The organism is Deinococcus ficus, assembly GCF_003444775.1.
Taxonomy (GTDB): Bacteria; Deinococcota; Deinococci; order Deinococcales; family Deinococcaceae; genus Deinococcus; species Deinococcus ficus.
The window spans coordinates 255,219-279,749 of record NZ_CP021084.1 but is presented as its reverse complement, the minus strand read 5'-3'; the positions used below and the strand labels follow the sequence as shown (position 1 = coordinate 279,749).

Annotated in this window: 27 protein-coding genes; 5 read left to right on the top strand and 22 right to left on the bottom strand. The window is 70.0% G+C overall.

Annotated elements, in window-relative coordinates:
- Positions 1 to 7: 7 nt before the first annotated feature.
- A complete protein-coding gene (locus DFI_RS19785) occupies positions 8 to 655 on the bottom strand; it encodes a hypothetical protein (protein WP_043777919.1) in 648 nt (215 codons plus the stop codon).
- A complete protein-coding gene (locus tag DFI_RS19780; RefSeq protein WP_027462873.1) occupies positions 652 to 1,233 on the bottom strand; it encodes a hypothetical protein in 582 nt (193 codons plus the stop codon). The genes DFI_RS19785 and DFI_RS19780 overlap by 4 nt, the downstream gene beginning before the upstream one ends.
- A gap of 203 nt (positions 1,234 to 1,436) precedes the next feature.
- Between DFI_RS19780 and DFI_RS19775 the strand changes: the two genes are divergently transcribed.
- The gene (locus DFI_RS19775) at positions 1,437 to 1,751 is read left to right on the top strand and encodes a hypothetical protein (RefSeq protein ID WP_027462872.1); all 315 of its coding nucleotides are present in this window, start codon (positions 1,437 to 1,439) and stop codon (positions 1,749 to 1,751) included.
- Positions 1,752 to 1,775: 24 nt separating this feature from the next.
- Positions 1,776 to 2,048: a hypothetical protein gene (locus tag DFI_RS20490; protein WP_027462871.1), complete on the top strand. Its 273-nt coding sequence runs from the start codon at positions 1,776 to 1,778 to the stop codon at positions 2,046 to 2,048.
- Here DFI_RS20490 and DFI_RS19770 read toward each other — a convergent pair.
- Positions 2,045 to 2,635: a hypothetical protein gene (locus DFI_RS19770; protein ID WP_027462870.1), complete on the bottom strand. Its 591-nt coding sequence runs from the start codon at positions 2,633 to 2,635 to the stop codon at positions 2,045 to 2,047. The two genes, DFI_RS20490 and DFI_RS19770, sit on opposite strands and share 4 nt — an antisense overlap.
- Positions 2,636 to 2,840: 205 nt before the next feature.
- Between DFI_RS19770 and DFI_RS19765 the strand changes: the two genes are divergently transcribed.
- Positions 2,841 to 3,242, top strand: coding sequence for a hypothetical protein (locus tag DFI_RS19765; protein ID WP_027462869.1), 402 nt, complete (start codon positions 2,841 to 2,843; stop codon positions 3,240 to 3,242).
- A 44-nt stretch (positions 3,243 to 3,286) separates the two neighbouring features.
- Here DFI_RS19765 and DFI_RS19760 read toward each other — a convergent pair whose 3' ends face one another.
- The 3 genes from DFI_RS19760 to DFI_RS19750 form a co-directional block, all read right to left on the bottom strand.
- A complete protein-coding gene (locus DFI_RS19760; RefSeq protein ID WP_027462868.1) occupies positions 3,287 to 3,676 on the bottom strand; it encodes a helix-turn-helix domain-containing protein in 390 nt (129 codons plus the stop codon).
- A gap of 70 nt (positions 3,677 to 3,746) precedes the next feature.
- The gene (locus DFI_RS19755) at positions 3,747 to 5,762 is read right to left on the bottom strand and encodes a vWA domain-containing protein (protein WP_027462867.1); all 2,016 of its coding nucleotides are present in this window, start codon (positions 5,760 to 5,762) and stop codon (positions 3,747 to 3,749) included.
- A 63-nt stretch (positions 5,763 to 5,825) separates the two neighbouring features.
- The gene (locus DFI_RS19750) at positions 5,826 to 6,218 is read right to left on the bottom strand and encodes a hypothetical protein (RefSeq protein ID WP_027462866.1); all 393 of its coding nucleotides are present in this window, start codon (positions 6,216 to 6,218) and stop codon (positions 5,826 to 5,828) included.
- Between the two features lie 287 nt (positions 6,219 to 6,505).
- Here DFI_RS19750 and DFI_RS19745 point away from each other — a divergent pair, with 287 nt between their 5' ends.
- Positions 6,506 to 7,141 carry a hypothetical protein gene (locus DFI_RS19745; protein WP_155864548.1) on the top strand — a complete coding sequence of 212 codons (636 nt, stop codon included), beginning with the start codon at positions 6,506 to 6,508 and terminating at the stop codon, positions 7,139 to 7,141.
- Between the two features lie 123 nt (positions 7,142 to 7,264).
- The gene (locus tag DFI_RS19740) at positions 7,265 to 8,665 is read left to right on the top strand and encodes a toll/interleukin-1 receptor domain-containing protein (RefSeq protein ID WP_027462864.1); all 1,401 of its coding nucleotides are present in this window, start codon (positions 7,265 to 7,267) and stop codon (positions 8,663 to 8,665) included.
- 63 nt (positions 8,666 to 8,728) lie between these two features.
- Here DFI_RS19740 and DFI_RS19735 read toward each other — a convergent pair whose 3' ends face one another.
- The 16 genes from DFI_RS19735 to DFI_RS19655 form a co-directional block, all read right to left on the bottom strand.
- Complete coding sequence (locus DFI_RS19735) at positions 8,729 to 9,988, bottom strand: MFS transporter (protein ID WP_027462863.1); 1,260 nt, start codon at positions 9,986 to 9,988, stop codon at positions 8,729 to 8,731.
- Positions 9,989 to 10,179: 191 nt separating this feature from the next.
- On the bottom strand, positions 10,180 to 10,527 hold the full coding sequence (locus tag DFI_RS19730) for a hypothetical protein (RefSeq protein WP_043777915.1): 348 nt from the start codon (positions 10,525 to 10,527) through the stop codon (positions 10,180 to 10,182).
- 101 nt (positions 10,528 to 10,628) lie between these two features.
- A complete protein-coding gene (locus tag DFI_RS20485; protein ID WP_155864547.1) occupies positions 10,629 to 11,264 on the bottom strand; it encodes a hypothetical protein in 636 nt (211 codons plus the stop codon).
- Positions 11,265 to 11,408: 144 nt separating this feature from the next.
- Entirely contained in the window at positions 11,409 to 12,362 is a 954-nt protein-coding gene (locus DFI_RS19715) for an adenine nucleotide alpha hydrolase family protein (protein ID WP_027462860.1), read from the bottom strand.
- Positions 12,363 to 12,784: 422 nt separating this feature from the next.
- Positions 12,785 to 13,024 carry a hypothetical protein gene (locus DFI_RS19710; RefSeq protein ID WP_155864546.1) on the bottom strand — a complete coding sequence of 80 codons (240 nt, stop codon included), beginning with the start codon at positions 13,022 to 13,024 and terminating at the stop codon, positions 12,785 to 12,787.
- Between the two features lie 69 nt (positions 13,025 to 13,093).
- Complete coding sequence (gene ligA, locus DFI_RS19705) at positions 13,094 to 15,136, bottom strand: NAD-dependent DNA ligase LigA (protein WP_027462858.1); 2,043 nt, start codon at positions 15,134 to 15,136, stop codon at positions 13,094 to 13,096.
- Positions 15,137 to 15,229: 93 nt separating this feature from the next.
- Positions 15,230 to 16,624, bottom strand: coding sequence for an AcrVA2 family anti-CRISPR protein (locus tag DFI_RS19700; RefSeq protein WP_118376063.1), 1,395 nt, complete (start codon positions 16,622 to 16,624; stop codon positions 15,230 to 15,232).
- 156 nt (positions 16,625 to 16,780) lie between these two features.
- Positions 16,781 to 17,386 carry a hypothetical protein gene (locus DFI_RS19695; RefSeq protein ID WP_027462856.1) on the bottom strand — a complete coding sequence of 202 codons (606 nt, stop codon included), beginning with the start codon at positions 17,384 to 17,386 and terminating at the stop codon, positions 16,781 to 16,783.
- A gap of 83 nt (positions 17,387 to 17,469) precedes the next feature.
- A complete protein-coding gene (locus DFI_RS19690) occupies positions 17,470 to 17,751 on the bottom strand; it encodes a hypothetical protein (protein ID WP_027462855.1) in 282 nt (93 codons plus the stop codon).
- Positions 17,748 to 18,221, bottom strand: coding sequence for an HNH endonuclease (locus DFI_RS19685; RefSeq protein WP_051307725.1), 474 nt, complete (start codon positions 18,219 to 18,221; stop codon positions 17,748 to 17,750). Before DFI_RS19685 ends, DFI_RS19690 begins: the two co-directional genes overlap by 4 nt.
- A gap of 13 nt (positions 18,222 to 18,234) precedes the next feature.
- The gene (locus tag DFI_RS19680) at positions 18,235 to 18,717 is read right to left on the bottom strand and encodes a hypothetical protein (RefSeq protein ID WP_027462854.1); all 483 of its coding nucleotides are present in this window, start codon (positions 18,715 to 18,717) and stop codon (positions 18,235 to 18,237) included.
- A gap of 275 nt (positions 18,718 to 18,992) precedes the next feature.
- Entirely contained in the window at positions 18,993 to 19,490 is a 498-nt protein-coding gene (locus tag DFI_RS19675) for a hypothetical protein (RefSeq protein ID WP_027462853.1), read from the bottom strand.
- Positions 19,491 to 19,541: 51 nt separating this feature from the next.
- Entirely contained in the window at positions 19,542 to 20,027 is a 486-nt protein-coding gene (locus DFI_RS19670; RefSeq protein ID WP_027462852.1) for a hypothetical protein, read from the bottom strand.
- A 129-nt stretch (positions 20,028 to 20,156) separates the two neighbouring features.
- Positions 20,157 to 20,381 carry a hypothetical protein gene (locus DFI_RS19665; protein ID WP_027462851.1) on the bottom strand — a complete coding sequence of 75 codons (225 nt, stop codon included), beginning with the start codon at positions 20,379 to 20,381 and terminating at the stop codon, positions 20,157 to 20,159.
- Positions 20,382 to 20,439: 58 nt separating this feature from the next.
- The gene (locus DFI_RS19660; RefSeq protein ID WP_027462850.1) at positions 20,440 to 21,693 is read right to left on the bottom strand and encodes a S8 family serine peptidase; all 1,254 of its coding nucleotides are present in this window, start codon (positions 21,691 to 21,693) and stop codon (positions 20,440 to 20,442) included.
- A gap of 145 nt (positions 21,694 to 21,838) precedes the next feature.
- Entirely contained in the window at positions 21,839 to 24,436 is a 2,598-nt protein-coding gene (locus DFI_RS19655; RefSeq protein ID WP_155864545.1) for an EAL domain-containing protein, read from the bottom strand.
- Between the last annotated feature and the right edge of the window lie 95 nt (positions 24,437 to 24,531).

The following is a 24,531-nucleotide window of genomic DNA, read 5'->3' as shown; positions in this document are numbered from 1 at the left end:
CCCCTCCTCAGCGGCCCGGCCGCAGGGTCAGGTGAGCCCCGCCCGCCCTCGACGTCAGGAGCGCGGCCTCGCCCGGCCCGGGCGGGGCCAGGTCGGTGGGGCGTAACCCGCGCGCCGCGCTGAACCCGTCCGCCCAGCACATCACGTTGCCGAACAGCCAGCGCATTCCAGGCTGCACCTGCTCGGGCGACAGGCAGACGATCACCGCGAAGTTGTGCCCTCGGAGCGCCGGGATCCAGTGCAGCACCACGTCCAGCACCTCGCTCGGCAGGCCGGGCGTCACGAGCAGCATGAACGGCCAGACGTCCGGAGTGTACCGGCTGCTCCGGGCCTGACTCCATTCGAACAGGGCGTGCACGGCCTGGTCAGCCTCGGCCGCGCTGGTCACGCGGTGCACGTCGCTCCCGCTGTCCACTCCGGGCGGGAAAGCGTCGCCGGGACCGGTCAGCGCCAGTGCCGTCATGCCGTGCGGCACGCAGGCCTGCAACAGCCCCCCGGCGCCCTGACGCGTCTGTTCCGGCGTGCCGATCACGAGCACCTGCTCGCGCAGCTCCCTGCAGGTCAGTCCGGTCCGTTCGCCGAGCATCACCCGCTCGGGCGGCGGGAGCGGGCGGCGCAGGTCCTGCCAGAGCCTGCTCAACCGGCCGAAGGTCACGGGCGCTCCCGGGCGGCCGGCTCGCGCAGCAGCAGCAGGGTCCGCAGCAGCCTGGACTCCTGCTGCCGGCGTTCATGCCACAGGACCTGCCGGAGGCCCCACAGGGTGCACAGGCCGGCCACGCCCGCCAGAGCGCCGCCGAGCAGCGGGGACTCCAGGCTGCCCACCAGGCCCGCCAGCGGGCAGGCCCACACAGGCACCTGGGGACTGAACGGAGGGCGCTGAGCGTCCAGCCTCACCTGCGCCGCGGTCAGGTCACCTCGCGTCCAGCCGTGCCGGTGCAGGAGCCGCTGCGCGAACCCCTCCGCCCGCCGCCACTCCCGGGCCGGCGCCTGGGCCCGTCCCGGGCGCAAACTGCTCAGGACCAGCAGGGCGCTCCCCATGACACTCAGCAGCGCCAGGAAGCACAGCAGCAGAATCCGCTGGGGATCGGCGCTGACACTCAACCAGACACTGAGGGCCGTGACCAGGCCGCAGAAGAACACCAGGGGAACGGCCGAGGTGACCAGCCCCCGGAGTTCCGGCGCGCGGCTCGCCACCTGAATCACCGCGGAAATCTCGTGTTCGTTGTCGGGCATAGGCGACCTCGGAGGCGGAGGGAAGGGGGCTGGCGCCAGGGCGCGGGGCGTGACCTTCATCCTGCATCGCTCGCGGGTGGTTCCGGTCCACGACGGCCGGATCGGCCGGACCGAGACCGTTTCCCCCAAGTGTGTCGTGCGGGTGGGCGCACGCTGCCGAGTTTGCCCCTCGGGCGGTCCGACCCGCGGCGCAGCATGCCGGGATGAAACACGTCATCGTCGTGGCGGCGCTGCTGGGATGCTCGGCGCAGGCCGCTAGGTTCCTGGGCAAGCCGATCACCGACACCACCGCGCCACTGTGCGGCCGGACGCAGTGCACACTGCTCAGCTCCCGGGTGGAGTACCGGGAGTTCGGCACCGTGCGCATCCGGACCTTCCAGATGCGCGGTACGGACGTGAAACTCACCTACACGTCCGACTCCACGGGCGTGATCCGGGAAGGAACGATGTGGGCAGGTGCGGCTGGACGGCGATCCACTGGACGTCAGTCAGGTCATGCCGATGCAACATGGCGCTGAAGGTAGGCCCGCTATGCTTGAGAAATGCAACTGACTGTGCGGGTTCAGCAGTCACTCCGCAAGGAGAATCCGGGCGAAGCGCTCCGCAGTTTGGTAGGGGAACTCCACACCGAAGGCTGGACAAAGCAGCAACTGTACCGAGAGTTTAATGCGCTGTTAGAGGGCAAGGTGAGGAAGCTTCCTGAGTCAGAACAGGATCTACTCAGGGACAACGTCCTGGATGCGCTCGTGGGTTGGTGTGCGCCTGCGCGGCGTCTTCTTCCTGAGGAGCCGGACGTCCGTGAGCACACGCTCTAGCACGACTTAAACACATTGTCCCAAGGGTTGATTTCCAACGCCTGCGCACGTGCCCTTAACGCCACTTGTACCCCTTCGTGCGCTCCAGGCTCAAGAAGCTGTGCCAGTTTGAGGGCCCGATCGAACGACCAGCTTGCCCGCGGCTCGAGAAACATGCCTGGCTGGTAGTCCTCCAGCATGAAGCGGACCAACCCTGTCAGCGATGAAACCACCCTCAGATGGGGCTCGAGGGTCTGCTCGTAGACCTCGCCGAGGGTATGCACCAGGGGTTCGGGATTCGTTCCCTGGAGGTATTGCCATTCGTTCGGCCACCGAGGGTCGAGCATGGACGGAAGTGTCCGGAACCGCATGGTGCTGCGTTCCATCCCCTCGCTGGGGTCTTCGTCAGGAAGGAAGAAGGCGGTTGTTGCCGTGAGGTGGACGCGCCAGCTTCTGCGTTTCCAGGTGAGGCTAAGGTCCAGGGTTTGAACCCCTTGAGGAGTGGAACGGGAGGCGGCGATCCCCCTGTCATCCACCTGCACAAGGTCGTAGGACCAGCCCGTGCAGCGCCCTGCAAACGCCTGCAGGAGGACGCGCTCATTCGTCATGCTTCAGGGTACCTGCGACAGTTCGCGATCCGCGCTGTACATCGGGCCTCGGCACTGGTGTGTCGAAACGTACGTGTTTAAGTCGTGCTAGGACTGAGCCGCACCGGCACGCAGAACTGCAGGGGTGGGGGACGCAGCACGGCGTCCCCAACTTTTGTTCCTCGTCGTTTCCGCTGGCTGTGTGACCCTTCCTATAGTGGGCGCCATGGACGTCATGCAGCTGCTGAACCGACTGATCAGGGTGGATCCGGACCACTTCGTGTGGCCGACGATGACAACCGGTGGTGTCGTCCAGGACGACTCTCCCTTTACCTTGCTCTACTCGGGGGGCGTCACGGTGACTCAGATCATGAAAAGCGAGACCAGCGAGGACAACGACCCCCTCGAAGAGTCTGGACTGGTCTACGGCCTGATGAGAGTCGCGGCGGAGCAGGGCATGCGCACCCTCGTCTGGGAGGAGGAGACCCCGCACGGGAAGCGGTTCTTCGCCCGGGTCTGGAAACCGAACGGGACGCCGCACAGCCCCCGGGAAGTCAAGGCGCCGTCACTGTTTCAAGCGCTCTGCCTGGCGTACCTGTCGAATTTCGAGGCGGAGAACATTGGGTGAGCGCCCCTGCAGTGCACCCTGGTCGTGGGCGGCCCCGCTCCAGGTCAGCTGAGGATGCGCCGCAGGTGCAGGAAGATCTCGTACCAGTCCTGCTTGTCACGGGGGCGGCGGCCGCGCAGTTCGATGCGGGCGAGCGACTCGACCCACTCCGGGGTGATCTGCGCGCCCAGGATGGGGTCGTCGAGCAGCTCCTTGAGGCCGAGTGGGAGGCTCTGGGCGCTAGCGTTGCCGTAGAAGTCCACGCCCATCAGCAGGTCGTTGACGCTCAGCTCGTACGCGCCGGCCAGCGTCTGGAGGGTGTCCAGGCTGGGGTTGGCCCGGCCGCGTTCGAGGTCGCTGAGGTAGGGCACGCTCACGCCGCAACGCTCGGCGATGTCCTTGAGCCGCAGCCCGCGTTCGCTGCGCAGCTCCCTGAGTCGTTCGTGTAATCGCATATTCTCCTCCTCGAAATTAGTATAGGGCCGCTCGATCGGCGGTTCACCGGCGCCCGGCAGCGGAGCCACGTCAGACGCCCTCGGTCAGCTCACGGGTCCCGAGGCGCACCGTGAAGGGCTCGCCCCCCTCCGTCACCGTCACTTCCGTCTCGTCCGGGGCCAGGTCCGCAAACCAGGTCTGCCCGACCAGCAGGGCCATCAGGTCACGGCGCAGGTCGACTTCAGCCTCCCGCACGTGCTGGAGATGCCGGTCCAGCGCGCCGGGCAGCTCGGCCGGATCCACCGGGACCTGCGCCAGAGCGGCCTGGATCAGCCGTTCACGGGTCGTGAGGGCCTTGCCCGCCGCGATCCTGGCCAGCACGTCGCTGGTTTTGGGCAGGCTGGACACGCCCTTGATCGCCACCTCGAGTTCGACGACCGGCACGTCATCCCGCCCGGGCTGCAGTGGGCCGCGCGGGCTGAAGCCGCGGTCCGTCACGCCCTGCTCACGCAGCCAGGCCGCGGCGTCCGCGCCGTACGTGCCGGCCAGCATTGCACTGCTGCGGGGCGGGAAGTGCACGGCGTAGGCTTCCCTCAGAACCTTGACGACCGCCTTGTGCCGCTCGAGCTGCACCGTTCGCCGGGCGAAATCCGCCGCGCGCACGCGCTGCACCTCGCTCCGCCGGACCAGCGGCAGGCGGCCGAGCTCCACGCAGACCGCCTCGCCAGGCGCAGTGTGTTCGGGCGCGAGCCCCCAGGCCTTCAGCTGCGTCAGGGCGACCGGGGACGGCCGGACCGGCAGGGTGGAGAGGTGGAGGATTCCCGAGTGAAGCACGGTGTAGGTCTGCACGCGGGGGACGTCCAGGGTGTCCGGCAGCAGGGCGGCCAACGCCTGCGGGGGGCGGCGCAGCTGCGCGGTGCCGGGCGTCGTGACCTGCAGGGAGAGGTTCGGCCGCCGGGCGTGGGAGACGAGACCCGTGATGCGCGGCTCGCCGGTGCCACGCCAGGTCACGGCCGGGTCAGGGTCCGGCGCCGTCCCCCGGCTGACCCGGCGGTACTGGAACGCCGGGTGCCTTGTCAGCAGCTCACTCCCGCCGTCACTGAGCAGCGTCAGCACTTCCGTGACGGTCGGCTGCGACTCGTCCGGCAGGGCCGCGGCGTCGTAGCCGAGCGGGTAGCGCCGCTCCGGCCTCGTGCACATCTCCTCGACCACCGCTTCGAACTGCCCGAACCGCTGCTTGCCGTACAGCCCGCCCGTCAGCTGAATCAGGGCCCGGTCGCCGAGCCGCCGCAGGGTGCGCTCGATTTCCGGACCGTCGAGGGTGCGGGCCGCACGCAGCAGCTGAACGTACAACGCGTCCTGAAACGCCCCTTCCGGCTTCCCGCCGACGTCATCCGGACCGGGCAGACCGGTGAAGGGGCGCACCTGCGCCGTGCCTTCCGGCAGCATCACCTGGCCCGCCTCCGCCTGAACGATGATGACCGGGTCATCCCGGAGGACGTCGAACGCGGTCTTCTCGGCAGGCGCGGGCAGGCCCAACACCTGGCCCGTGACGTCCTGGTCCACCGCGGCGCTCTGCACGAGGCGCGGGGCGGCACCGAGCATGCCGGCCAGCTCACTCAACGTGCGGCGGTCGGTGTGATCGCCGTACTCGACGCCATGGGCGTCACGGACGTGCAGGGCGAGCTCCTGCGCGGCTTGCAGAATGCTCGAGCGGTCATTCTGGGTGTCCTGCCCGTCGGTCATGAAGACGGCCGAGGTGGGCCGGGCCGCGAGGGCCGCGCCGTGGTTCAGGGCGTCCGTGAAGCGGGTGGATCCCACCGGCACCAGCCACCGCCCGATCAGGTCCGCCACGCGCTGGGACTCGGCCAGCGTGGTGACCGTCTCGTGCGCGAGGACCGCGCCGCACTCCCCGCGCCCGGAGAACCACACGACGCTGAGTTCGTCACCCGGACACAGGTGTTCGAGCAGGTGCCGGTGCAGGTCAGCGGTAAGCCCAGGCAGTTCACTGGTCATCGAGCACGACACGTCGATCAGGAGCAGCACATGCTTGTGGCCGGGCAGTGAGGCGGCGGGGGTGGGCAGCGCGACGGAATGGAGATACATGCCAAAAAGGCACCCCGCGTGCAGCGGGGTGAGAGGAGGGCAGAAGCAGAACGCCTGGCCGGATCAGGTCGTCAGGGCGCGGATGACCTGGTACAGACTCACCGCCAACAGCCCGCCCATGAACAGCACCACCGCGATGAACTGGAGGTTGGCCGTCCGGCGCTGGGCGGCCAGGTGCGGACCCCGCTGGCGGTTGGATTCCACAATCTCGACGGCCTTGTCGGTCATCACCTGTGCCGAACCTGCCTCCACACCGCGCGCCACCAGCGCCGCCACCACGTCCTCCCGGCTCGTCCCCGTCTCATACAGAGCGCAGGCTTCCCCGATGACGGGCAAGGTGGCCTCGAGCACCTCCTCTCCACTCATTTCACGGCCGCTCTGGAGGGTGGCGATGGCGGCCTGAAGCTCGGCCTCGGACGGCTGTTGAAGGGCAATGAGGTGCGGGGTATTGGTCATATCCGGTCCATCCTTGGTTGAGTGTGGGTGAAAGCGCTGGGGAGGATCCGGCAACTCTGCAGCCGGCCGTGAAGCGGCCTGAGCTCAGCACTCTGGCTCCAGCAGGCGGGGATGCCGTCAGGTGGGTTGGCCGCCCTGAAGGGAGCGCTCGGCCGCTCAGTGTAGCTGGGCTCTCCCGCTCGGCTCTGGAGGGTTGACGCACCGATCCACGCTCTGTCAGGCATGGGAGACACCTGTTCCCGCTCAAGCGTGACCGGCCGCCAACGGTCCCGGATGCCCTCGACGGTGTGATCGTGCTTGGCGACGGATGTGCGCAGCATCCGGACACCGAGGCTGCGATCATAGACGGAATGAAGCGCGCCACGACCCTCCTGATCACCGCCGTGACGCTGAGCGCCCTCAGTGCCGTCTCAGCGCAGGGCGGCGCTCAGGTGCCGGCGCCGGGGTCCTGGCCGGACCAGGCGGCGCGTGCCCTCCTCGCCGCGCCCCTCAAACCCACGGGGTTCACCCTGCCGGACCCCGGCGACAGGCCGCGCAAGGTCCGCGTTCAGCTGCCGAAGGGATTGGAAGCGAGCCGCAACGCGAATGGCAGCGTGGGACGCGAGGCATGGGTCCGGTCAGGCGATAACGGCCCTGATCTCGGCATTCAGCTGAAACTGGGCCTGTGGAGCAACGCCGGCATGACGATGGTGATCGGCGGCTCGAGCGTGACGAAGCGCGACGGGGCCTTCACGGTCAGGACGACCACCTACCGCAATGGCGACATCGGCCTGGAAGTCTCGCGCCCGGCGGGCAAGGCCTTTGACGGCGTGCTGGTCTGCTCGGCCACGGTGAACGGATGGGGCGTGAGCCCGTCGCTTCTCGCGAAGACAAGCGCGCTGGCGCTGAAGATCTGCAAATCCTTCGAGCTGGCTCCACGCTGAGGTGACATGGCCCGGGTCCGGGCAGCAAAGAGCCGGGGTCCGCAGAGAGGGTGTCTGTGACCCGCCTCAGGCCCGATCTGATTCTGGGCGTCTGGCCGCTGCACGGTGCGGTCTAATCACGGGATGGCGACCGAGGACGGCAAACCGAAGGTGTTCATCTCGTACTCCTGGGGAAACGCGACCACCGTCACGCGCGTCAACGCCGTGGCCGACTTCCTGGAGGGGAACGGCGTCTGGGTGGAAATGGACCGGTACCAGGAGCCTGGATCGAACCTCTACCGGTTCATGGAGCAGATGGTGCGCGATCCCTCGATCGACAAGGTCCTGTGCTTCTGCGACCGCAGCTACACGCAGAAGGCAGAAGCGGGCCAGGGCGGGGTGGGCACCGAGGCCGCCATCATCACCCCTGAAGTGTACGAGCAGGTCAAAGGGAACCAGGACGCCGCACGCCACCGGTATGTCGCCGTGGCCATGGAGACGGACGACCACGACAAGTTCAGCCTGCCGCTGATGTTCCAGTCGCTGATGGTGGTGCCGATGACGGACCCGGCGCGGGACACGGAGGTGTACCCGGAACTCCTGCGGATCGCCGCGGGTCAGCCCCGGCGAGTGCGCAACGTCACGTCCACCCTCCCGGAGTACCTGCAGGGCAACGCCACGCGTCATGCCCTGGGCACGGAACCGAAGGCGCTGCTGGCCCGCATGGAGGCCCGCAACCAGGGCGCCCGACGGGCCACCGCGGCCCTGCGGGAGTACCTGGAGGCGCTGAGCCAGGGGCTCGCCCACATGAGTCCAGGCGAGCCTGGGTCCCGCACCGCGCGGCTGGACCAGGAGATCCAGACCAACCGCCCCGTATTCCAGGAGTTCGCCCAGGTCGTGGACGCCGCAGCGCAGTTCATCGACGGCCCGCTGGAGCCGACCCTGTACGGGTTCTTTCAGACGCTCATCACCCACAACTTCTCGTACCAGGTGGACCGCGACCGCCAGGACTTCACCCGCCTGGCCGCCACCGAGTTCTTCGTGGCGACCATCACCGCCCTGATCGAGCACCGCCGTTTCGATCAGGCGGCGGGGTTACTCACGCGCGCTTACTGGGAACGCGCTCAGGACCGGGACGCCCGGGGGTATGAACTGCTTTGCTACGGCCCGGAGGACCTGCATGACGACCGCTGGCTTGAACAGACGCGCCGTGCCCTGCGTCAGGCGTCTGGCCTGGACCCTGCGAAGTACAACCAGGCCGACGCGCTGCTGCACCTGCGCGGCGCGTTTCACCGCAGCTACCGGTGGCACATGACCCTGGTCTCGGACTGGATGCGCAGCGGCCTTCCCTTGACTCGGGAGGTCACCAACGCCGCGACGGCCGTGCCGCTCGAGACGCTCCTTGATCTCCCCCTGGCACGGATCGTTCAGCGGCTGGACGACGCCGCCACGCCCGGCCAGAACGACCCATTGGCGTGGCAGACCGGGGTCCTGGGCGGCCCTGGCTACCTGATGAACCTGGAGCATCTGAAAAAAGCACTGTAGCCGTCGGCGCCGCGCACAAAAGAGCAGCCCCGCCTTTCGGACGGGGCTGCAGAAGTCTGGAACTCAGGGGTGGTGTGAGAGGACCGCGTCCTTGTCCTCCCGGCCCTGCGGCGCGGGAAGCAGCTCGGTGTGCAGGCGCTGGGGGTGACGCTCCAGCTCTGAGGGCGCGCCTGAAGGGCCGCCGTCCTGGACGGGGGTTTTCAGGACGGTCCAGAGCGCGGCGCTCAGCACCGCCAGGGCCAGCGGCAGCACGAACGCCAGGTGCAGACCCACAGCGGCGCTGAGCAGCCCCATCACCGCCGGGCCGACGAGGAAGCCGCAGTAGAACACCGTGATCAGCCCGGTCATGGCGGCCGGATTGGGGTGCCGGCCGGCCGCACTGAACATGAGCGGCGCGAGCACGGAAATGCCCAGGCCGACCAGGGCGAAGCCGCCCAGACCCACCGCCTCGCCCTGGCCCTTGAGCAGCAGGCCGAGCCCGGCCGCGGTCATGAGGCTGCCGAGCGTGCCCAGGATCACAGGTCCGAACGCGCGGGTGAGTCCGTCGCCGATCAGGCGGCCGACGGTCATCATCAGCCCGAACGCGGCCAGGCCGAGCGGGGCGGCCTGCTCACTGCTGCCCAGCACGTCCCCCATGTACAGCGTCGACCAGTCGTTGATCAGCCCTTCGATCAGGGCGGCGCACAGGCCCAGGGTGAGGATCAGGGGAATGCCGCGGCTGGGGGCGGCGCGGCTGGGACCGTCCTCGGGCGGGTTCACGGCCGGGTCGAGGGTGCGCTGGTGCAGGGGCAGCAGCGCAGCGGTCAGGGCGATGCACAGCGCGCCGAGGCCGGCGAAGGCCGGGAGCAGCCCGACGTTCTGCGAGACGATCAGGGCGAACAGGCCGGCCCCGGCCATGATTCCGACGCTGAACGCGCCGTGCAGGCCCGACATGATCGGCGTGCCGAGCGCTTCTTCCAGGCGCGCGCCGGCGCGGTTCATGCCCAGGTCGGTGGCGGCGAACCCGGCGCCGAGCACCAGGATGCCCCCCATCAGGAGCGGCACGGTCGGGGCGATGGTGAGCAGCAGCAGGCCGGCGCTCATGACGCTGATGCCGATCAAGCCGACCTGCCCGGTGGTCATGCGCCGGAGCGCCGCGTTCGTGGGGCGGATGGCGAGCAGGTTGCCGAGCGTCATCAGCAGAAGCATCACCCCGAGGGTCTGGTGGTTGAGGTCGTGGCGCTCGGTCATCCGGGGAATCTGAGCGGCCCAGCTGGCGAAGAGGATGCCGTTGAACAGGAACAGCAGCCACGTGGCGGTGCGGGCACGGTGGAGTTCAGTCATGGGTCTACGCTCACAGGAGGAGAAGGCGAAAAGGCAGCGGTGGGCACAGGGCGAGGGCCGCGCAGCTGTGGGGAGGCAGCCGGGGCACGGCGGAGGACCTGACGCACGTTCCGTCCGGGAGCGTGGGGGAGGCGCAGGTCCGACGCGGCGCGTGACACGCCGCACGTCATGGTAGGGAGCGGGCGGGTGATTCAGTCCAACAGTTGCGCCGCGAGCCGCAGAAGCTCTGTGCTATCGCTGATGAGCTGCGACTGGACCGCGGCATTCCCGGCCGGCTCGTACCCGTTCAGTCCCCGGCTCGTCATCCGGGGGTGGGGGATGGAGGCGATGGGATTCCACGTCATGGCGGCCGGGTCGAAGCCCTCCGCCCGGGCGTACGACTGAAAGGGCACGCTGTCACGCACGACGTTTACGCGCACTTTCGCGCCGCTGCGGTGCACGAACGTCTGGTCGAGGTGCACGCTCTGGCGCTCGTTCCAGAAGCGGGGCGGGGCGAGGGGGGTGAGGCTGTCCGGGCCAGCGGGGGTGAACTGCGTCATGGGGACCGTCCTTGGGGAAGTGTGGCGGGCGACCGCGGTGGTGCAGCGCCCATGCCGCCCCATGACCCTGAATGCAGGGTGAACGGTGTTCCCTGACCGGGTCAGTGCCGCCGGCCACCGCGCCGCCCGGCCAGCACCAGCGCAGCGAACAACGCGAGGGTGCCCACGGTCAGGAGGACCCACAACAGGATGTTCGGCCGCTGCTCGGTGTTCTGCACCGCGGAGACGACCTGCGCGTCTGCAAGCTCCGCTCCGTTGGTGGTGACGGCGGGCGCACCCGCCACGGCCACGCCGGTCGCGGCTGCGCCCGCCACGACGGCCGGGAGCGCGGCCACCCCGCAGTCCTGCACGTCACCTTCAGCCAGGTCGTCCGCGTCGCAGTCGCTGACCTTGACCTTCGGTTTAAGGGACGTCTTCGGCACCGCCCTGGTCATGGGCGCCGCCTTCGTGCCGGACGCCGGCGCGGTGCGGGGCACGGCCCGTCCGCCCATGGCCCCGCCACTGACGGCCGCGGGCCGGGCAGCTGGGGTGGACACCACGGGCTTGGGGGCCGCCGGTTTCGGAGTGCTGGGGGTGGAGCCGGTGGAACGCGGGGTGGATGAACGGCTGACACTCGTTGAACTGCTGCGGCTGGACGTGCTTGCAGAACTGGAGCTGGTGCTCCGGCGGCTGGCGTCCGCGCTGCCCAGCAGAAGAAGGGCGGTGCAGACGGTCACGGTCAGGCGGGTTCGGGTCATGTTGGTCCTTTGATACGCAGGTGAGGGGTGGAGGGATGCTGCGCCGCGGCGCACCGGAATGACCGCAGGCAAGGAAGATGCGTCAGGCTTCGAGCATGGAGGACGCCCGGGTGGTTGCGCGCGGTACCTGCCGTCCTTCCTGCTTCAGAAGCCGGTGGTATTGCCGTGCCCTCTGGTGTGCCGCAGGAAGTCGAGTTCCGCGACGTCGAGGTGACCGAACTCGCGCGTGGCCGCGTCGAGGTGCTGGTCGAGGGTGCGGTCGTCGCCTTTGACCGTGTGGTTGCGCGTGCCCTGCCATTTCTCGGCGGTGAGCTTCGTGCGTTCGAACTGACTCCACAGCGCGAAGCTTTCCGGGTGTTTGCGGTGAAGCCGCAGCAGGTCCAGGGGGCCGTGAAAGGGGCAGTGCTGGCAGTTCGATGGCATCGGCACCTCGAAGCCCAGTGCGGCCGTGCCGGCCTGGCAGCCAGCGCGGGTCAGGCCCATGTCGATCAGGGGAAAGAGACGCTCGACCGTCTGGGTCATGAACCCGCTGGGGGTGGGCTTGATGCGGCGCTCCTCGCCTTTGCCGAACCCGATCATGACCTGCACCGGACCGTAATCCTGCGCGTAGGCGTAGAGGGCCGCCCGCGTGACGCGCCCGCGCTGCGCGGGGTAGCCGTAACGCTGCGCCAGGAGCGCGTTGAGTGCCTTATAGAAGGGGCCGAGCTTGAGTGATATGGAACAGGTGCGGGGGAAGACCAGGGATTGAATCGTCTGGTTCTTGATCCACTGTGTGTGCAGGGTCTGCCAGGACGGTGTGTGAAAGCCCAGGTCCGGCGTGATGTGCAGGAAGGGGACGTTCCGCTCGGCGCACAGGGCGGCGGTCCGCTCGCGGTAGGCGTCGGTCTCCGGGTGCTCCAGGCCGGTGGAGCTCATCAGGACTGCCAGGTCGCCGGGGATGTACTGCTTCTGGAATGCGCGGTCTTCCAGGCACAGGGCGAGCAGCATCGCGCTGTCCTGTCCGGCGCCGAAGCTCAGGACGGTCAGAGGCGGCTTCTGGCTGAGCCGCAGGAGGGGCGTGAGGTGCGGCTTGCGGGTGGGGGCTGGGTGGACAGGCATGCCCAGGTCTGGACCCTGGCCAGGGTGAAGGGCTGTTCGCTCATCGGTGGATGCGCCTGGTACGCGTGTGGAGCATTGCCCAGGTGAGTGAGGCTCGCAGTGGATGTTCTCTCTCGTCGCGGCGATGGGTGCAGGGGCTGTCGCGCTGCGCCCGGCATCCGTTGTATTTCCTTTATAAACAGAACAGACTCAAAAGATTCTGTCCGGAAACTGCCCACTAAACCCTGACACCGGCCCCTGACCTCGCTGGTCAGGGGCCGGTCGCTGTGTGTGTCCCCGCCTCGGCAGGGCTGATTTATCTGTGACTCCCGCCCTGCGGGCCGATTCCACCAACCGCTCAGGCGACCTGACTCCTTGATCTCCACTGCCACATGAACGCACCCGGCGCGGGAGGCGCCGGGTGCCGTGGAGGTGCTGAAGGGTTACTTCCGGTAGGCGCGAAGGGCGAACAGGCCGAACGCGAGGGCGCTGAGGGTCGGCGCCACGCACGGGGCGAGGAAGGTCAGGCCGACCATCACGGGCATGCTGGCCGCGCCGGCCATCAGCACGCGGCCGCTCAGGGCGCGCTCCTCTGCGGGAATCTGTGCGAGCAGCTGCTGCAGCGCAGGCACAGGCGAGGCAAACGCAACGGAGGACGCTGGGCTGTGCAGGGTGGCAGTCATGCCTCCGTTATCACCTGCAGGCATGAGACCGGCCGTCACCTCAGCTAAGGGCGAACTTTACCCACGGGGTCACGCGAGGAAGGTCAGGCCCCGCTCCGCACACAGCGCGGCCATCTGCGCCTCGGTGAGGGCAGGCACGCCCAGAGCCTCGGCCTTCTGCGCCTTGCCGCCCCCGCCCGCCCCGGCCAGGAGGTGCGTGGTCTTCTTCGTGACGCTCCCGCTCACCTGCGCGCCGTGCTGACGCAGCCACGTCTCCACGGCGCTGCGGTCCAGGCTGAGCGTGCCGGTCACCACGACCTTCAGGTCCGCCAGGCCCGTCCCGACGCTCAACGCCCGGCTCGCGGTGGGCGTGACGCCCGCCCCGTTCAGGGCCTGAATCAGCCGGCCCCCTTCCCCCCGCAGGTGCTCCACGATCTGCCCGGCCGTGAACGCCCCGATGTCGCGAATGCCCGCGAAGACGCTCACCGCGTCGGGTTGCAGCGCCGCGACGCGGAGTTCCTCCAGGCTGGCGTACTGCTCAGCGAGGCGCTGCGCGGTGCCTTTGCCCGTGCCGGGAATCGACAGCGCGCGAATGAAGCGCCACAGGTCCCGTGACCGGCTTTCCTGAATGGCGGCGTGAATCTTCGCGCCGTTTTTCGCCCCGATCACGCGTCCCTCGCCGAGCGGCACCGCCGCGATGTCCTGCTCGGTCAGGGCGTACAGCTGATCGAACGTCCGCACCCCGGCCGCCTGGAGGCCCTGCACCGCCGCCTCCCGCACGCCCTGAATGTCGAGCACGTCCTTCTCGGTGGCGTACAGCAGCCGCGCCTGGATCTGCGCGGGACACTCGGCGTTCACGCAGTGGTGCGCGGCCTGCGCCCGGCCGCCCTCGCTCGCCTCCTGGCGGCGCAGCAGGGGCGTGTGACAGCTCGGGCAGGCGAACGGCACCGTCACCGGCGCGCTGCCCGGTTCCCGGAGGGCCGTGATCACGCCCGTGATTTCCGGAATCACACTCCCGGCCTTGCGCAGGGTCACGGTGTCCCCCTCGTGCAGGCCGAGGGCGGTGATGAAGTCCTCGTTGTTCAGCGTGGCGCGGCTGACGGTGCTGCCGTCCACGTCCACCGGTTCGAGTTCCGCGACGGGCGTGATCTTCCCGGTCCGTCCGGTGGTGAACGTGACGCTCCGCAGCCGCGTGCTGACTTCGGGCATGTCGAACTTGTACGCGGTCGCCCAGTGCGGCGTGAGGCTGCCCAGGCCCGCCTCCTGCTGCAGGTCGAAGCGGTTGAGTTTCAGCACGGTGCCGTCCGCGTCGAAGTCCAGCTCGGCCCGGCGGTCACTGAGCGCCTGGTGCGCCTGCTGCGCCTCGTCCATGCTGCTCACCACGGTGGTGCCCGGCGCGGTGGGGAAGCCCAGGGCCCGCAGCCGCTCCAGCATCTCCGCCTGCGTGGTGACCGTGTCCAGCGCCGCCGGCCGGCGGCCGACGCCGTACGCGGCGAACTTCAGCAGGGACACGCGCTCCGGCGTGCCTTTGCGCAGGCAGCCCACCGCGGCGTTGCGGGCGTTCTTGAACTCCCGTTCGCCCTTCTCGCGGGCCGCGGCGTTGTAATGCGCGAGGTGACTGCGCGGCATGTAGATCTCCCCCCGCACTTCCAGGTCGCCCTGCACCGGCACGCGCTCGGGCAGGCCCAGCATCCGGATCTGCGCGGTGATGTCGTCCCCCTCCACGCCGTTCCCGCGCGGCGCGGCCCAGAGCAGCGCCCCGTCGCGGTAGACGATGTTGCAGCTGAGCCCGTCGATCTTCAGCTCCATGGTGTACTGCCGCGCGCCGCTGCTGCCGAGGTGGTTGGACAGCTTCGCTTCGAACTTCTGCAGGTCCTCCAGCGCGTACGCGTTCCCCAGAGACAGCATGGGTGTCAGGTGCGTCCGGGACATGACCTGAATGTCCGCAGGGGCGCCGACGACATCCAGGCCGCTGTTTAGGGTCGGATGCGCGGCTTCGAGCGCGCGCAGTTCCTGCCTCAGCGTGTCGTACTCGTGGTCGCTCAGCTCACTTTCCCCGGTGTTGTGGTACGCGAGGTTGGCGGCGCTGAGGCGCTGGGTGAGGTGCTCGTGGCGTTCGGTGGGTGTGTTCACGTGGTCTCCTTGACGGCGAGGTGGCGCCGGAGTGCACCGCCACCCGGACTGAAAGGACGGGTGAGGCGCCCCGCGCGGATCCTGCAGTGGACTCTAGCGGCCGGCCGGGCCGGGCCAGCCCAGCTGCAGCGCCTCTCGGGCCGTGGCGGCCGCCTGCCTGGACGGCCGGGGCAGCCGGACGGCGCTGCGCGCCGCGGGCACCGGGTGGCGCCGCCAGCTGTCCGGGGCGGGGTCGAAGTGGACGGCCGCGGCGATCGGCGGTGTCCAGACGGGCAGGCCGGTCCCGGCCTCCACCGTCCAGCGGGCCGGCGGGCGCGGCGGAACCTGAACGTCCGGGTGCTGCTGCTGCCACGCCGCGGCCTGCGCCTGCTCGTCGAGCCCCGTGCGAATGGCCGCGCCCAGGCGCTGCCCCACGTCCAGGTGCACGAGCGCCGCCGCGCCGCGCGGGCGGCGGGACCCGGCCGGTGCGGCGCGGACCTGCACGTCCGGCGCGCTGGTCTGGAGGTAGAGCAGCAGCTTGAGCACCGGCACGCACATGCCCCGGACGATGCTCCGCGCCAGGCGCGCGGCGTCCTGCCCGTCCGGGGTGTCGGGCGGTTCCAGGGCGCTCAGCGTCTCCCCGAGCGTCGCTTTCAACGGCATGCGCAGCGGCAGGAGGTGACTGGGCGAGCCGCCGTCGAGCACGAAGTGCAGCGCCGGCGCCTCGTCCGCGCCCTGCTCGCCCAGCCACAGGTAGGCCCCGCACAGGGGCAGGCCCGGCACGGGCGGGACACTTCCTTCCGGCAGGTCGATGTACAGCGCCGACTGCGGCAGCGCCCACAACGCGTCCATGGGCAGGTCGTCCGGCAGCGCCGTGTCCTCCAGGGCGCCGTGCAGGTCCGCGTCGAAGTGGTACACCACCCGCTCTCCGCGCCAGAGGCCGACAGCCACGACGGTCTGCAGCATCAGGTTGTAGCGCTGTTCCAGGACGTCCTGCTCGGCGTAGCGGGCCACGACCGTCTCGCGGTCCCGGCGCTGAATGCCGGCCAGGGCGATGTCCGCGAGCGTCTCGGTGGAGGCCGCGAACGCCGGCGGGAGCGTGGCCGGTCGGCGGTGGCGGGCCTGCTCCATCAGGCGGAACTCCGGCAGGAACGCGCGCTCATACGCCTGGAGCGTGCGGGTCAGGCGCTCCGGGGTCGGCAGCGGCCCGGTCGGCAGGGGCCGGTCCTCGCGGTGAAGCCCCAGCAGGTACCCGGCCAGGTGCTCACTCAGGTGAGGGCGGGCATGCACCTGAACGAAGTCCTGGAGCTGCCGCTCGAAGTCGTACATGGTCGTGCCACGCACCCGCTGGTGGGCCTCCAGCGCCTTGCGGGTCGCGTGGTTCATCTCGATGGTGCACGAATCGGTCGCCCGGCGGCTGTCGAAGCGCAGGTACAGCGGCGGGTTCAGCGCCGTTTCTTCCAGGGGAAGGTGCAGGCCGAGCGGGTCAAGGCTGAGGCGAAGAATCATGAAACGCTCCAGGGGGCAGGGCGCCACACCAGGCGGGGAAAGTCAGCAGGCCGGCCCGCGCCGCGCGGGCCGCAGGTCAAGGGGGTGGTCATCCCCTCCACGGTAGGAAACAGGTGGGTGGTGGCCGTCGGCGCCGGCCTCCCGGCCCGGTGCGGGTCAGGTGGGGGTGGCCGCCGGACCGTCCACGGTCAGGAGGCGCGGCGGGGCGTGCCGCCGGGCGTTCTCCCACGCCGCCGCGCGCCACGCCCGGTGCGCATGAAAGGGGTCCGCGTCGTTCAGCACCCGCGTCCAGTGATCGCGGGTGGTTAGGCGCGGCGCCTGGTCCGCAGGCGGTTCAGGCCGCTGAGCGGCCCGGGCGGTAAGCAGCGCCTCGTTGTGGGCATTCATGGCGTCATCCCAGGCCTGCAGCTGCGCGCGTGCCTCCCCGGCAGCGGCGGCGTCCACCTCGGGCGGGAGGGGGCTGAGTCGGTCCAGCAGCGCTTCCGGGCAGTGCTGGTACGGAATGCCGTGCGCTTCACCCCAGGGGTCGCGCCAGCCGAAGTTGTGCGGGTCATGCGCGTACGCTGGACCGGTGGAGTACTCGCAGGCGTACACGGTCACGAAGCCCTGCGGGTTGCGCACGAGGAAGTACGCTTCCTGCCGTGCGCCGGTCTCGACCGTGGTCACGGTCAGGACCGTGGAGTCCGGGTGGAACTGCACGCGCTGGTGGAGAAACTGCGCGTCACTCAGGTCGTCGGGTTTGAAGGTGCTGTATCCGCCCATGGGGGCCTCCTAGAACAAGTGTGGGGAATGGAGCGCGGCGGCCTACTCCCAGCCGCCGCGGTGCCAGCCCTGCCGCTTGCCGATCAGGCCACGCTAGCGGCGTTGCGGCAGGACTGGCGGGTGGGCCCGTCCGGGTCCGTGCGGAACGTGAGGCCGCCCGGGCGGAAGATGACGCGCCCGCACAGGGTCTTGACGGTCTGCGTGCTCGACGTGACCCGCACCAGGTGCGTGCGGGTGGCGTGCGTCCGGGCTTCGGGCGTGAAGTACGCCCAGTCGCCGTCCAGGGCGTTGGCCTGCCCGGTCAGCGCGGAGGTGCGTTCCGGCGGGGGCAGGTCAGGGGCAGGGAGCAGCCGGTCGGTCGTCATGGCGCTCCTGGGGGAATGCGTCCGAGCCCGACCTGGGTGAGGTCGAGCGTCCAGGCCAGCTGACTGCGCCGCTCCCAGTCCGCGAAGGCCTGCTTGATGTGGGCGTTGGTGGCGTCCGGCGTCCAGCCGTTGACCTGCATCAGCCAGCGCGCCGCGTCCCGGCCCCGGCCGGTCTGAAGGGCGCGGCCGAGGTGCTTGACCTCGTGACAGCGCGGGCAGAGCGCGACCAGGGCAGTGAGGACCTGCAGCGCGCGGGCCTCGTCATACGCCCAGCGTTCGTGCGCTTCGAGCCGGTCCTGCCGGCCGCAGCACTCGCAGCGGCCCTGCGCCCGGGCGTAACACGCCCGCCGGAGGCTGTTCCAGCCGGCGCTGCTCAGGACGCTGCGGAGGTTGTGCCCCCAGCTGCTCGCCGGAACGAGTTCGCAACTGAGGCGCGGTGCCGGGCCGGGCGTGGGGTGGGCTGAGGTCATCCGGCCTCCATCGTCACGCGCGCAGGGGTGGACGGGGCTGCAAGGTCAAGCTCGCGATCGCCGCGGCGAGGCGGTGGCGTTCCTGCGGGTCCGTGACCGTGCGCGTGTCCAGCACGGCATCCAGGAACGCCGCGAGGTACGTCTGGGCGTGGCGGGTGAGGGCCTCGGCGTCGACGGCCCGAAGTTCCCGGTCCTGCTGCACCCCCTGCAGCGCCCGGACGAGCAGCGCGTCCCAGGCCGGCGTGCGCCAGCGGGTCAGCACCGGTTCCAGGTTGAAGTACAGCGGGACGGTCCCGTGCAGGGCCCAGCCGGGCAGGCCGTCATGCACGTGCCGCTGGTGGGCGACGTGTTCCAGGCGCTGCTCGGTAAGGTCGAAGCACAACCGCGTGAGCTGCGCGCCCAGCGTCTGCAGTTCAAGTTCCAGCCACGGATCGTGAGGAAAGTGTTTCAGGACGTGCCAGTCGGCGTCCTTCCAGTGGTGGACGCGCCGGGTCACGGCCGCGTCCCAGGCGCGGCCGTTCCCAGCCTGGAGGGGCGCTGAAGGCGCCGGAGGCGCCGGGCGGGATGGAGGAAGGGTCGGCAACAGTCTCCCTTGGAATGGAGGCCAGGGCGGGCCCGGCACAGGAGGAAGGGGCAGACGGCGTTCCCAGGTCCGGGAACGCCTCTCTGCACCCCGCGTGCGGGGTGAAACGGGGTCCTGGGGGCGGTGAACCGGCCCGCAGGTGAATGAAAAAAGCCCCGCCCGGCGGGTGGGCCGGGCGGGCGCGGGCTTCAGTGGGCGGCGTGCGCGGCCGCGGCGAGGTCGTCCTCGTCCATCCAGGCCGCCTGGATGAACTGCAGCAGCACCTGCTCCAGGTCCTGGGGTGCCTGGCCGCTCACGGCACGCAGCGCGGCCGGCGGTGGGCGGTGATTCAGGCTCACCACCTCACTCACGGCCTCCTCCGGCCCGCCCGGGCGCGGCCGGACTTCGATGCACAGTTCCAGCGCCCCGAGCACCGCCTCGTCCTTCACCGCCCGGCACCGCAGGCTCACGACGACCCGCAGGGGTCCGCTGCGGGCCCCGGTGACGCTGAGCGTCCCTTCAAGGCCCGCGCCCGGCAACTGGGCCTCCAGGTGCTGCGCGGCCGTCATCAGGGCTGGGTGCAGCGCTGCCCGCTCCTGCTGCCGGACCGTCCGGGAGTCGCGCAGGGTCTGAATGACGCTGGACAGCGTGAAGCAGGCCGGGCCGGCCTGGACGTCGGTGGGGTGGACGGGAGGCGCAGAGGTCATACCTCCAGCGTAGGGACGTTCGGCTGGCCGAGGCCCCCCTGGTCTCCCCGGTCAGGCGAAGGTGAGCGACACCGAGTTGGCGTAGTTGGCTTTCAGGCCGGCGTGGAAGAACAGCTTGGCCTCGCCCCGGGCGTCGAACACGAACTCCACGGTGGCCGTGCTGTCCTTGAACAGGATCGGCTTGCCGTGCTTGCCGTCGCTGGCCACGTCGACCATCGCCTTGACCGTCGCGATCACCTGCTCCAGCGACTCCTGGAGCGCTGGCTTCTTCAGCATCAGGTCCATCTCCCGCTCAGGGAGCGTGAACGACAGCCGGATCGTCTGCGTGGTGGTCTCGGTGGCGCCGGCGCTGAGCTCGACGTCACTGAGGAACGGCACTTTCAGGGCGAACCCCGCGCCGGCCTCCTTCTGGGTCTTGAGGGTCAGGTCCACCTGCGTGATGGTCACCCGGTCATTGTCCTGAACGGTCCAGAGGGCGCGCTTCACGGCGATGAGGACGTCTTTCGGGGCGTAGCCATTCTGCGGTTCTCCAGTCATCACGTTCCTCCTGGTGCCCGGTCCAGGGGCACGGTCGCAGCGTACAGGGCGGTCCCGGCGGCCGGCCATGCACAACAGTTGCGCCCGCCGGCGTGCGGACTCCGGCGGGCGGCGTAGCATTCAGGGCGGTTACATCGCGACGACTTCACCGTCAGGCTCGACGGCGACCACCATCGGCAGGCGCTCGACGTCGTGCAGGTGCTTGCGGTCGACGTGTCCGGTCAGCAGCGAGTACCGTTTCAGGAACTTCGTGTCGATCTCGCGCAGACCCGCCCGGTGCAGCGCTTCCAGCACCGACTCGCGCCGGGCGTCGACTTCGTCTTCCTTCAGGTTCAGGGTGATGTGCACCAGCATGGGCGGGCCTCCTGCCTGAAGTGTACGCATCCTGACCAGAAAGAAAGTAACGTCACCCTTAGGGGGCCTGCACGATGCCCGCGCCCGCGTCCGCCTGGCTGAGGCCCGCGACCGGCCGCGCGCGGTCCGTCAGCCGCCGCCACAGGGCCGCGCCCGTGCAGGTGGCGTCCACCTGCAGGTACAGCGCCGCCACGCCCGCCACGTGCGGCGTGGCCATGCTCGTTCCGCTCAGGCGCTGCACCCCGCCGCCCGGCCAGGCGCTCAGCACGCCCACGCCCGGCGCGGCGAGGTCCACCAGGCCGATCCCGTCCACGTCCGCGCCGCCGAAGGTGGAGATGCGGTCCCGATGGTCGACGGCCGTGACGGCCAGCACCGACGGGCACGCGGCAGGGTTGCCCACGGCGCTGATGTGGTCCGGCCGCGCGCTGTCGTTGCCGGTGGCCGCCACGAGCAGCACGCCGCGGTCGAGCAGGCGGCTGGCCAGCGCCTCGTACCGCGCGCTGAACGAACTGCCCTTGCTGCGCGGGGAGCCCAGGCTCAGGGAGATCACCTCGGCCCCCTGCGCCGCCGCCCAGTCGATGGCGTCGAGAATTCCGGAGTCGCGGCCCCGGCCTTCTTTGTTCAGGACCTTCGCGACGAACAGCGTCACGTCCGGGGCCACGCCATACCGCACGCCGCCCACCGGCGCGGCGCTCCCGGCGATGACCCCGGCGCAGTGCGTGCCGTGCCCGTGGTGGTCGTCGATCTCCGGTTCCTCGGCGATGAAACTCCGGGTGTTCTCCACCTGCACGTTCAGGTCCGGGTGGGTCAGGTCCACCCCAGTGTCAAGCACCGCCACCCGCACATTCCGGCCGGTGAGGGTCAGGTCCGCGGGGTCCAGGCCGATCTGCCGGAAGGTCCCCTCGGCCCGCGCGACCGGCACCACGTCCGACTGCGGGTCCGCGAGCAGCTCCGCCGGGTGCAGGGTGATCTGCAGGGCGGTGCTTTCCTCGTCCGTCACGGGCACCGGCCGCACCTCCGGCAGGCGGCGCTCCTCGTCCGGCGTGATGGTCAGAATGTCGCCGAGCTGGCGCAGTTCGTAGATCTGCTCAGGGGTCAGCGTGGCCACGGCGATGCCGAGCTGGTTGTACACGCGCGCATGCACGCCGTTGCGCAGACTCAGGACGGTGCGGGTGACGCTCTGCACGTCCGCGTCGGCCGGTTGCGGCGTGGCGTCCAGCACCCGGGCGAGCAGCTGGACGTTCTCCGGCGTGACCTTCCGGAAGACGATGATGTGGGCGGGAGCTTCCGACGAGAGAAAGGAAGTGTTCATGCGGCTCCTTGTGCGGGACTCATCCCGTTGACGCTCAGCGCTGGCGGGAGTCAGGGCAGTATTGCGCGTCATGGACACGCGGACACCCGCACGGCGCCTTGCCGTGCGGGTGAAAGGTGTGCTACTGCCGGACCTCCGGCTGGGTTCATACGGCCGCGACCACCCCTGAGGGACAGTGCGGCTCCGGGTTCCACGTGGCGCTCGGCGGGGCGAAGTGGTACCCCTGCAACAGGGTGACGCCGAGATCCCGCAGCAGCTGGTGCTCCTCGGCGTGCTCGACCCCCTCAGCGACGGTGTCCAGGCCCAGCGCCTCGCTGAGCTGCACGATCGCGCGGATCATCGCCTGCGCGCTCGCGTTCTCCCCGCGTTCGAGGGCGGTGACGAAGGACCGGTCGATCTTCAGGCCGCTGACGGGGATGTTCCGCAGCAGGCTGAGGTTCGAGTACCCGGTGCCGAAGTCGTCGAGCATGACCTGCACGCCCATCTGCCGCAGGCCCAGCAGGATCTCCTGCACGCGCTCGGGGGACTGGATCATCAGCGACTCGGTGATCTCCAGCTTGAGGCACTCCGGCGGCAGTCCACTGCCCTGCAGGGCTGAGCGGACGGTGCCGAGCAGGTCCCCCTGCTGGAACTGCCGGGCGGAGAGATTCACGGCGACCGGCACGCCGCCCCAGGTGCTCGCACGGCGGCAGGCTTCATGCAGCACCCACGCGCCGACCGGGACGATCAGGCCGGTGCGTTCCAGCACCGGGATGAACTCGGCCGGACTCCGGAAGCCCAGCTCGGGGTTGTGCCACCGCAGCAGCGCCTCCGCGCCCCGGACCAGTCCTGAAGCGGCGTCAGTGATCGGCTGGTAGTGCAGGTCGAACTCCCCCTGATTCAGCGCGTCCGCAAGTGCGGCCTCGAAATGCAAGGTCGCCTGGCGTTCCTCCCCACCGCCCTGGTACCGGGCGAGCGCGTGGCCCTGCTCGCGGGCGTCGTCCAGCGCGATGTGCGCCGCGCGGAGCAGCTCGTCCGGGTCGGTGCCGTCGTGCGGGTGGTGCGCGATTCCGAGGCTGCCCTGCACGCTGACCGGCAGGCCGTGCACCCGGAAGTTCTCCCGCAGGGCCGCCAGGAGCGTTGCGGCGCGCCTCTCGCGCATCTCCAGCGTCTCGCCGAGCAGCAGCACGACGAACTCGTTGCTCCCCGTCCGGGCCAGGACTTCCCCTTTGGTCAGGCCCGCCTTGAGCCGCCCGGCGACCGCGCGCAGCAGTTCATCCCCACCGGCCGGTCCGAGGGCGTCGTTGACCTGCTTGAAGCGGTGAATGTCGAGGATGGCGACGCTGACGCCCTGCCCGCCCCGGGTGGTCTGCTCGGCCACCTGAGACAGCAGCACCCGCATCAAGAGGCGGTTCGGCAGGCCCGTGAGGTCGTCGTAGAAGCGTTCCCGGTCCAGCGCGGCAATGGCGTCCGTGCGGGCCTGCTCGCTCGCCAGGCGCAGCTGCCGTTCATGCCACACCGCCCGCCTCGCGCTGCTCAGTTCCGCCTGCGTGGTCAGCTCCCGGGCCTGCTGCGCGAGCACCACGTCCCGCAACTGGTCGCTCAGGTGCGCCGCGCTCTTCAGGTGGGCGATCGCCTCCCGGGGGGCGTCGTCCTCGTACAACTGGGCGAGCAGCTCATGGGCCTGCAGCATCTCCCGCGTGCGTTCGGCCTGCTCCGCGAGCATCAATGCGCGTTTCAGCGGCGCCCCGGCGAGCGTCGGCTGCTGGTGGTCGAGGTGGTGCGTGGCGCGACCGAGCAGAATCTCCAGTTGCCGGTCCACGTCCCCACTGGCCTCCGCGAGCGACTCGGCCTCCTGGAACGCCTCTGCGGCCTCCGGTCCCCGCCCCTGCGCGGCCAGGATCATCCCGAGGGTCTGCAGGGCCGTGGACTGCTCGTTGGTGGAGCCCATCTCCCGCGCGCCTTCCAGCGCCACGGTCAGGAGCTCCGCAGCCTCGTCCAAATGCCCGAGTTTGTGCGCCATGCCCCCGGCCTTCAGCGCCATGGTGATGCTCTCCGGCTGGTTCCCGGCGCGCTGGGCGACGTCCAGCGCCTGCGTGAACTGCGCGTGGGCAGCCCCGTACTGCCCCGCCTGCTCGTGCAGCACCCCCAGGTTCGCATGCACGAGCAGCGCACTCTCCAGTGGGTCCGTGCAGTCCGGGAGGCGCCGCTGCGCGGCGTCCAGCAACTCCAGCGACTCCCGCAACCTTCCCTGACTGTTGAGGATGACCACCTGGTCACACAGGGCCCGGATCTCCGCGTCCACGTTCCCATCCGCCTGGCGCAGCGTCAGCACCCGGGCAAGCAGGTGCAGGGCCTCATTGCTCTTTCCCGCCCGGTGCTGCATCTGCGCGAGCAGGCTCAACGCGTCGCCTTCCTCCCCGCGCAGGCCGGCGTCCCGCGCGGCCTGCGCGGCCCGCTGCACGTACACGGCGGCCTGCGTGACCTGCCCGGACCCCTGCGCAAGCTGGGCGCGCAGCAGCAGGGACCGGACGTGCCCCCCGGCCGTGGTGGGCGTGACCTGTTCCAGGAAGGCGCTGCTGAGGTCCCGCTCCCCGCAGCGCAGCGCCGCGTCCGCGGCCAGCAGGCACAGGTCCGCCGCGCAGTCGGGTGCCCCGCACGGCAGGTCTTCGAGCAGCGCCTGGGTGAGGGCCAGACAGTCGGCCGGGTCGGTTTTGAGGATCTGCCCGGCGTGCTGCCGGGCGTCAGTGTGGGCACAGGTCATGGCAGGAACGTCCATCAGGGAGGACTCAGCGCGCATACAGCGGCCCGCCGAGGGAGAGGGCGGTCAGGGTCGGGTGAGGGCGGCATGACGGCGCC

What these genes read in the sequence shown, in the direction of transcription:
- DFI_RS19780 (WP_027462873.1), bottom strand. Translation starts at nt 1,233, where the DNA reads ATGCCCGACAACGAACACGAGATTTCCGCGGTGATTCAGGTGGCGAGC.
- DFI_RS19775 (WP_027462872.1), top strand. Translation starts at nt 1,437, where the DNA reads ATGAAACACGTCATCGTCGTGGCGGCGCTGCTGGGATGCTCGGCGCAG.
- DFI_RS20490 (WP_027462871.1), top strand. Translation starts at nt 1,776, where the DNA reads ATGCAACTGACTGTGCGGGTTCAGCAGTCACTCCGCAAGGAGAATCCG.
- DFI_RS19770 (WP_027462870.1), bottom strand. Translation starts at nt 2,635, where the DNA reads ATGACGAATGAGCGCGTCCTCCTGCAGGCGTTTGCAGGGCGCTGCACG.
- DFI_RS19765 (WP_027462869.1), top strand. Translation starts at nt 2,841, where the DNA reads ATGGACGTCATGCAGCTGCTGAACCGACTGATCAGGGTGGATCCGGAC.
- DFI_RS19760 (WP_027462868.1), bottom strand. Translation starts at nt 3,676, where the DNA reads ATGCGATTACACGAACGACTCAGGGAGCTGCGCAGCGAACGCGGGCTG.
- DFI_RS19755 (WP_027462867.1), bottom strand. Translation starts at nt 5,762, where the DNA reads ATGTATCTCCATTCCGTCGCGCTGCCCACCCCCGCCGCCTCACTGCCC.
- DFI_RS19750 (WP_027462866.1), bottom strand. Translation starts at nt 6,218, where the DNA reads ATGACCAATACCCCGCACCTCATTGCCCTTCAACAGCCGTCCGAGGCC.
- DFI_RS19740 (WP_027462864.1), top strand. Translation starts at nt 7,265, where the DNA reads ATGGCGACCGAGGACGGCAAACCGAAGGTGTTCATCTCGTACTCCTGG.
- DFI_RS19735 (WP_027462863.1), bottom strand. Translation starts at nt 9,988, where the DNA reads ATGACTGAACTCCACCGTGCCCGCACCGCCACGTGGCTGCTGTTCCTG.
- DFI_RS19730 (WP_043777915.1), bottom strand. Translation starts at nt 10,527, where the DNA reads ATGACGCAGTTCACCCCCGCTGGCCCGGACAGCCTCACCCCCCTCGCC.
- DFI_RS20485 (WP_155864547.1), bottom strand. Translation starts at nt 11,264, where the DNA reads ATGACCCGAACCCGCCTGACCGTGACCGTCTGCACCGCCCTTCTTCTG.
- DFI_RS19715 (WP_027462860.1), bottom strand. Translation starts at nt 12,362, where the DNA reads ATGCCTGTCCACCCAGCCCCCACCCGCAAGCCGCACCTCACGCCCCTC.
- DFI_RS19710 (WP_155864546.1), bottom strand. Translation starts at nt 13,024, where the DNA reads ATGACTGCCACCCTGCACAGCCCAGCGTCCTCCGTTGCGTTTGCCTCG.
- DFI_RS19700 (WP_118376063.1), bottom strand. Translation starts at nt 16,624, where the DNA reads ATGATTCTTCGCCTCAGCCTTGACCCGCTCGGCCTGCACCTTCCCCTG.
- DFI_RS19695 (WP_027462856.1), bottom strand. Translation starts at nt 17,386, where the DNA reads ATGGGCGGATACAGCACCTTCAAACCCGACGACCTGAGTGACGCGCAG.
- DFI_RS19690 (WP_027462855.1), bottom strand. Translation starts at nt 17,751, where the DNA reads ATGACGACCGACCGGCTGCTCCCTGCCCCTGACCTGCCCCCGCCGGAA.
- DFI_RS19685 (WP_051307725.1), bottom strand. Translation starts at nt 18,221, where the DNA reads ATGACCTCAGCCCACCCCACGCCCGGCCCGGCACCGCGCCTCAGTTGC.
- DFI_RS19675 (WP_027462853.1), bottom strand. Translation starts at nt 19,490, where the DNA reads ATGACCTCTGCGCCTCCCGTCCACCCCACCGACGTCCAGGCCGGCCCG.
- DFI_RS19670 (WP_027462852.1), bottom strand. Translation starts at nt 20,027, where the DNA reads ATGACTGGAGAACCGCAGAATGGCTACGCCCCGAAAGACGTCCTCATC.
- DFI_RS19665 (WP_027462851.1), bottom strand. Translation starts at nt 20,381, where the DNA reads ATGCTGGTGCACATCACCCTGAACCTGAAGGAAGACGAAGTCGACGCC.
- DFI_RS19660 (WP_027462850.1), bottom strand. Translation starts at nt 21,693, where the DNA reads ATGAACACTTCCTTTCTCTCGTCGGAAGCTCCCGCCCACATCATCGTC.
- DFI_RS19655 (WP_155864545.1), bottom strand. Translation starts at nt 24,436, where the DNA reads ATGACCTGTGCCCACACTGACGCCCGGCAGCACGCCGGGCAGATCCTC.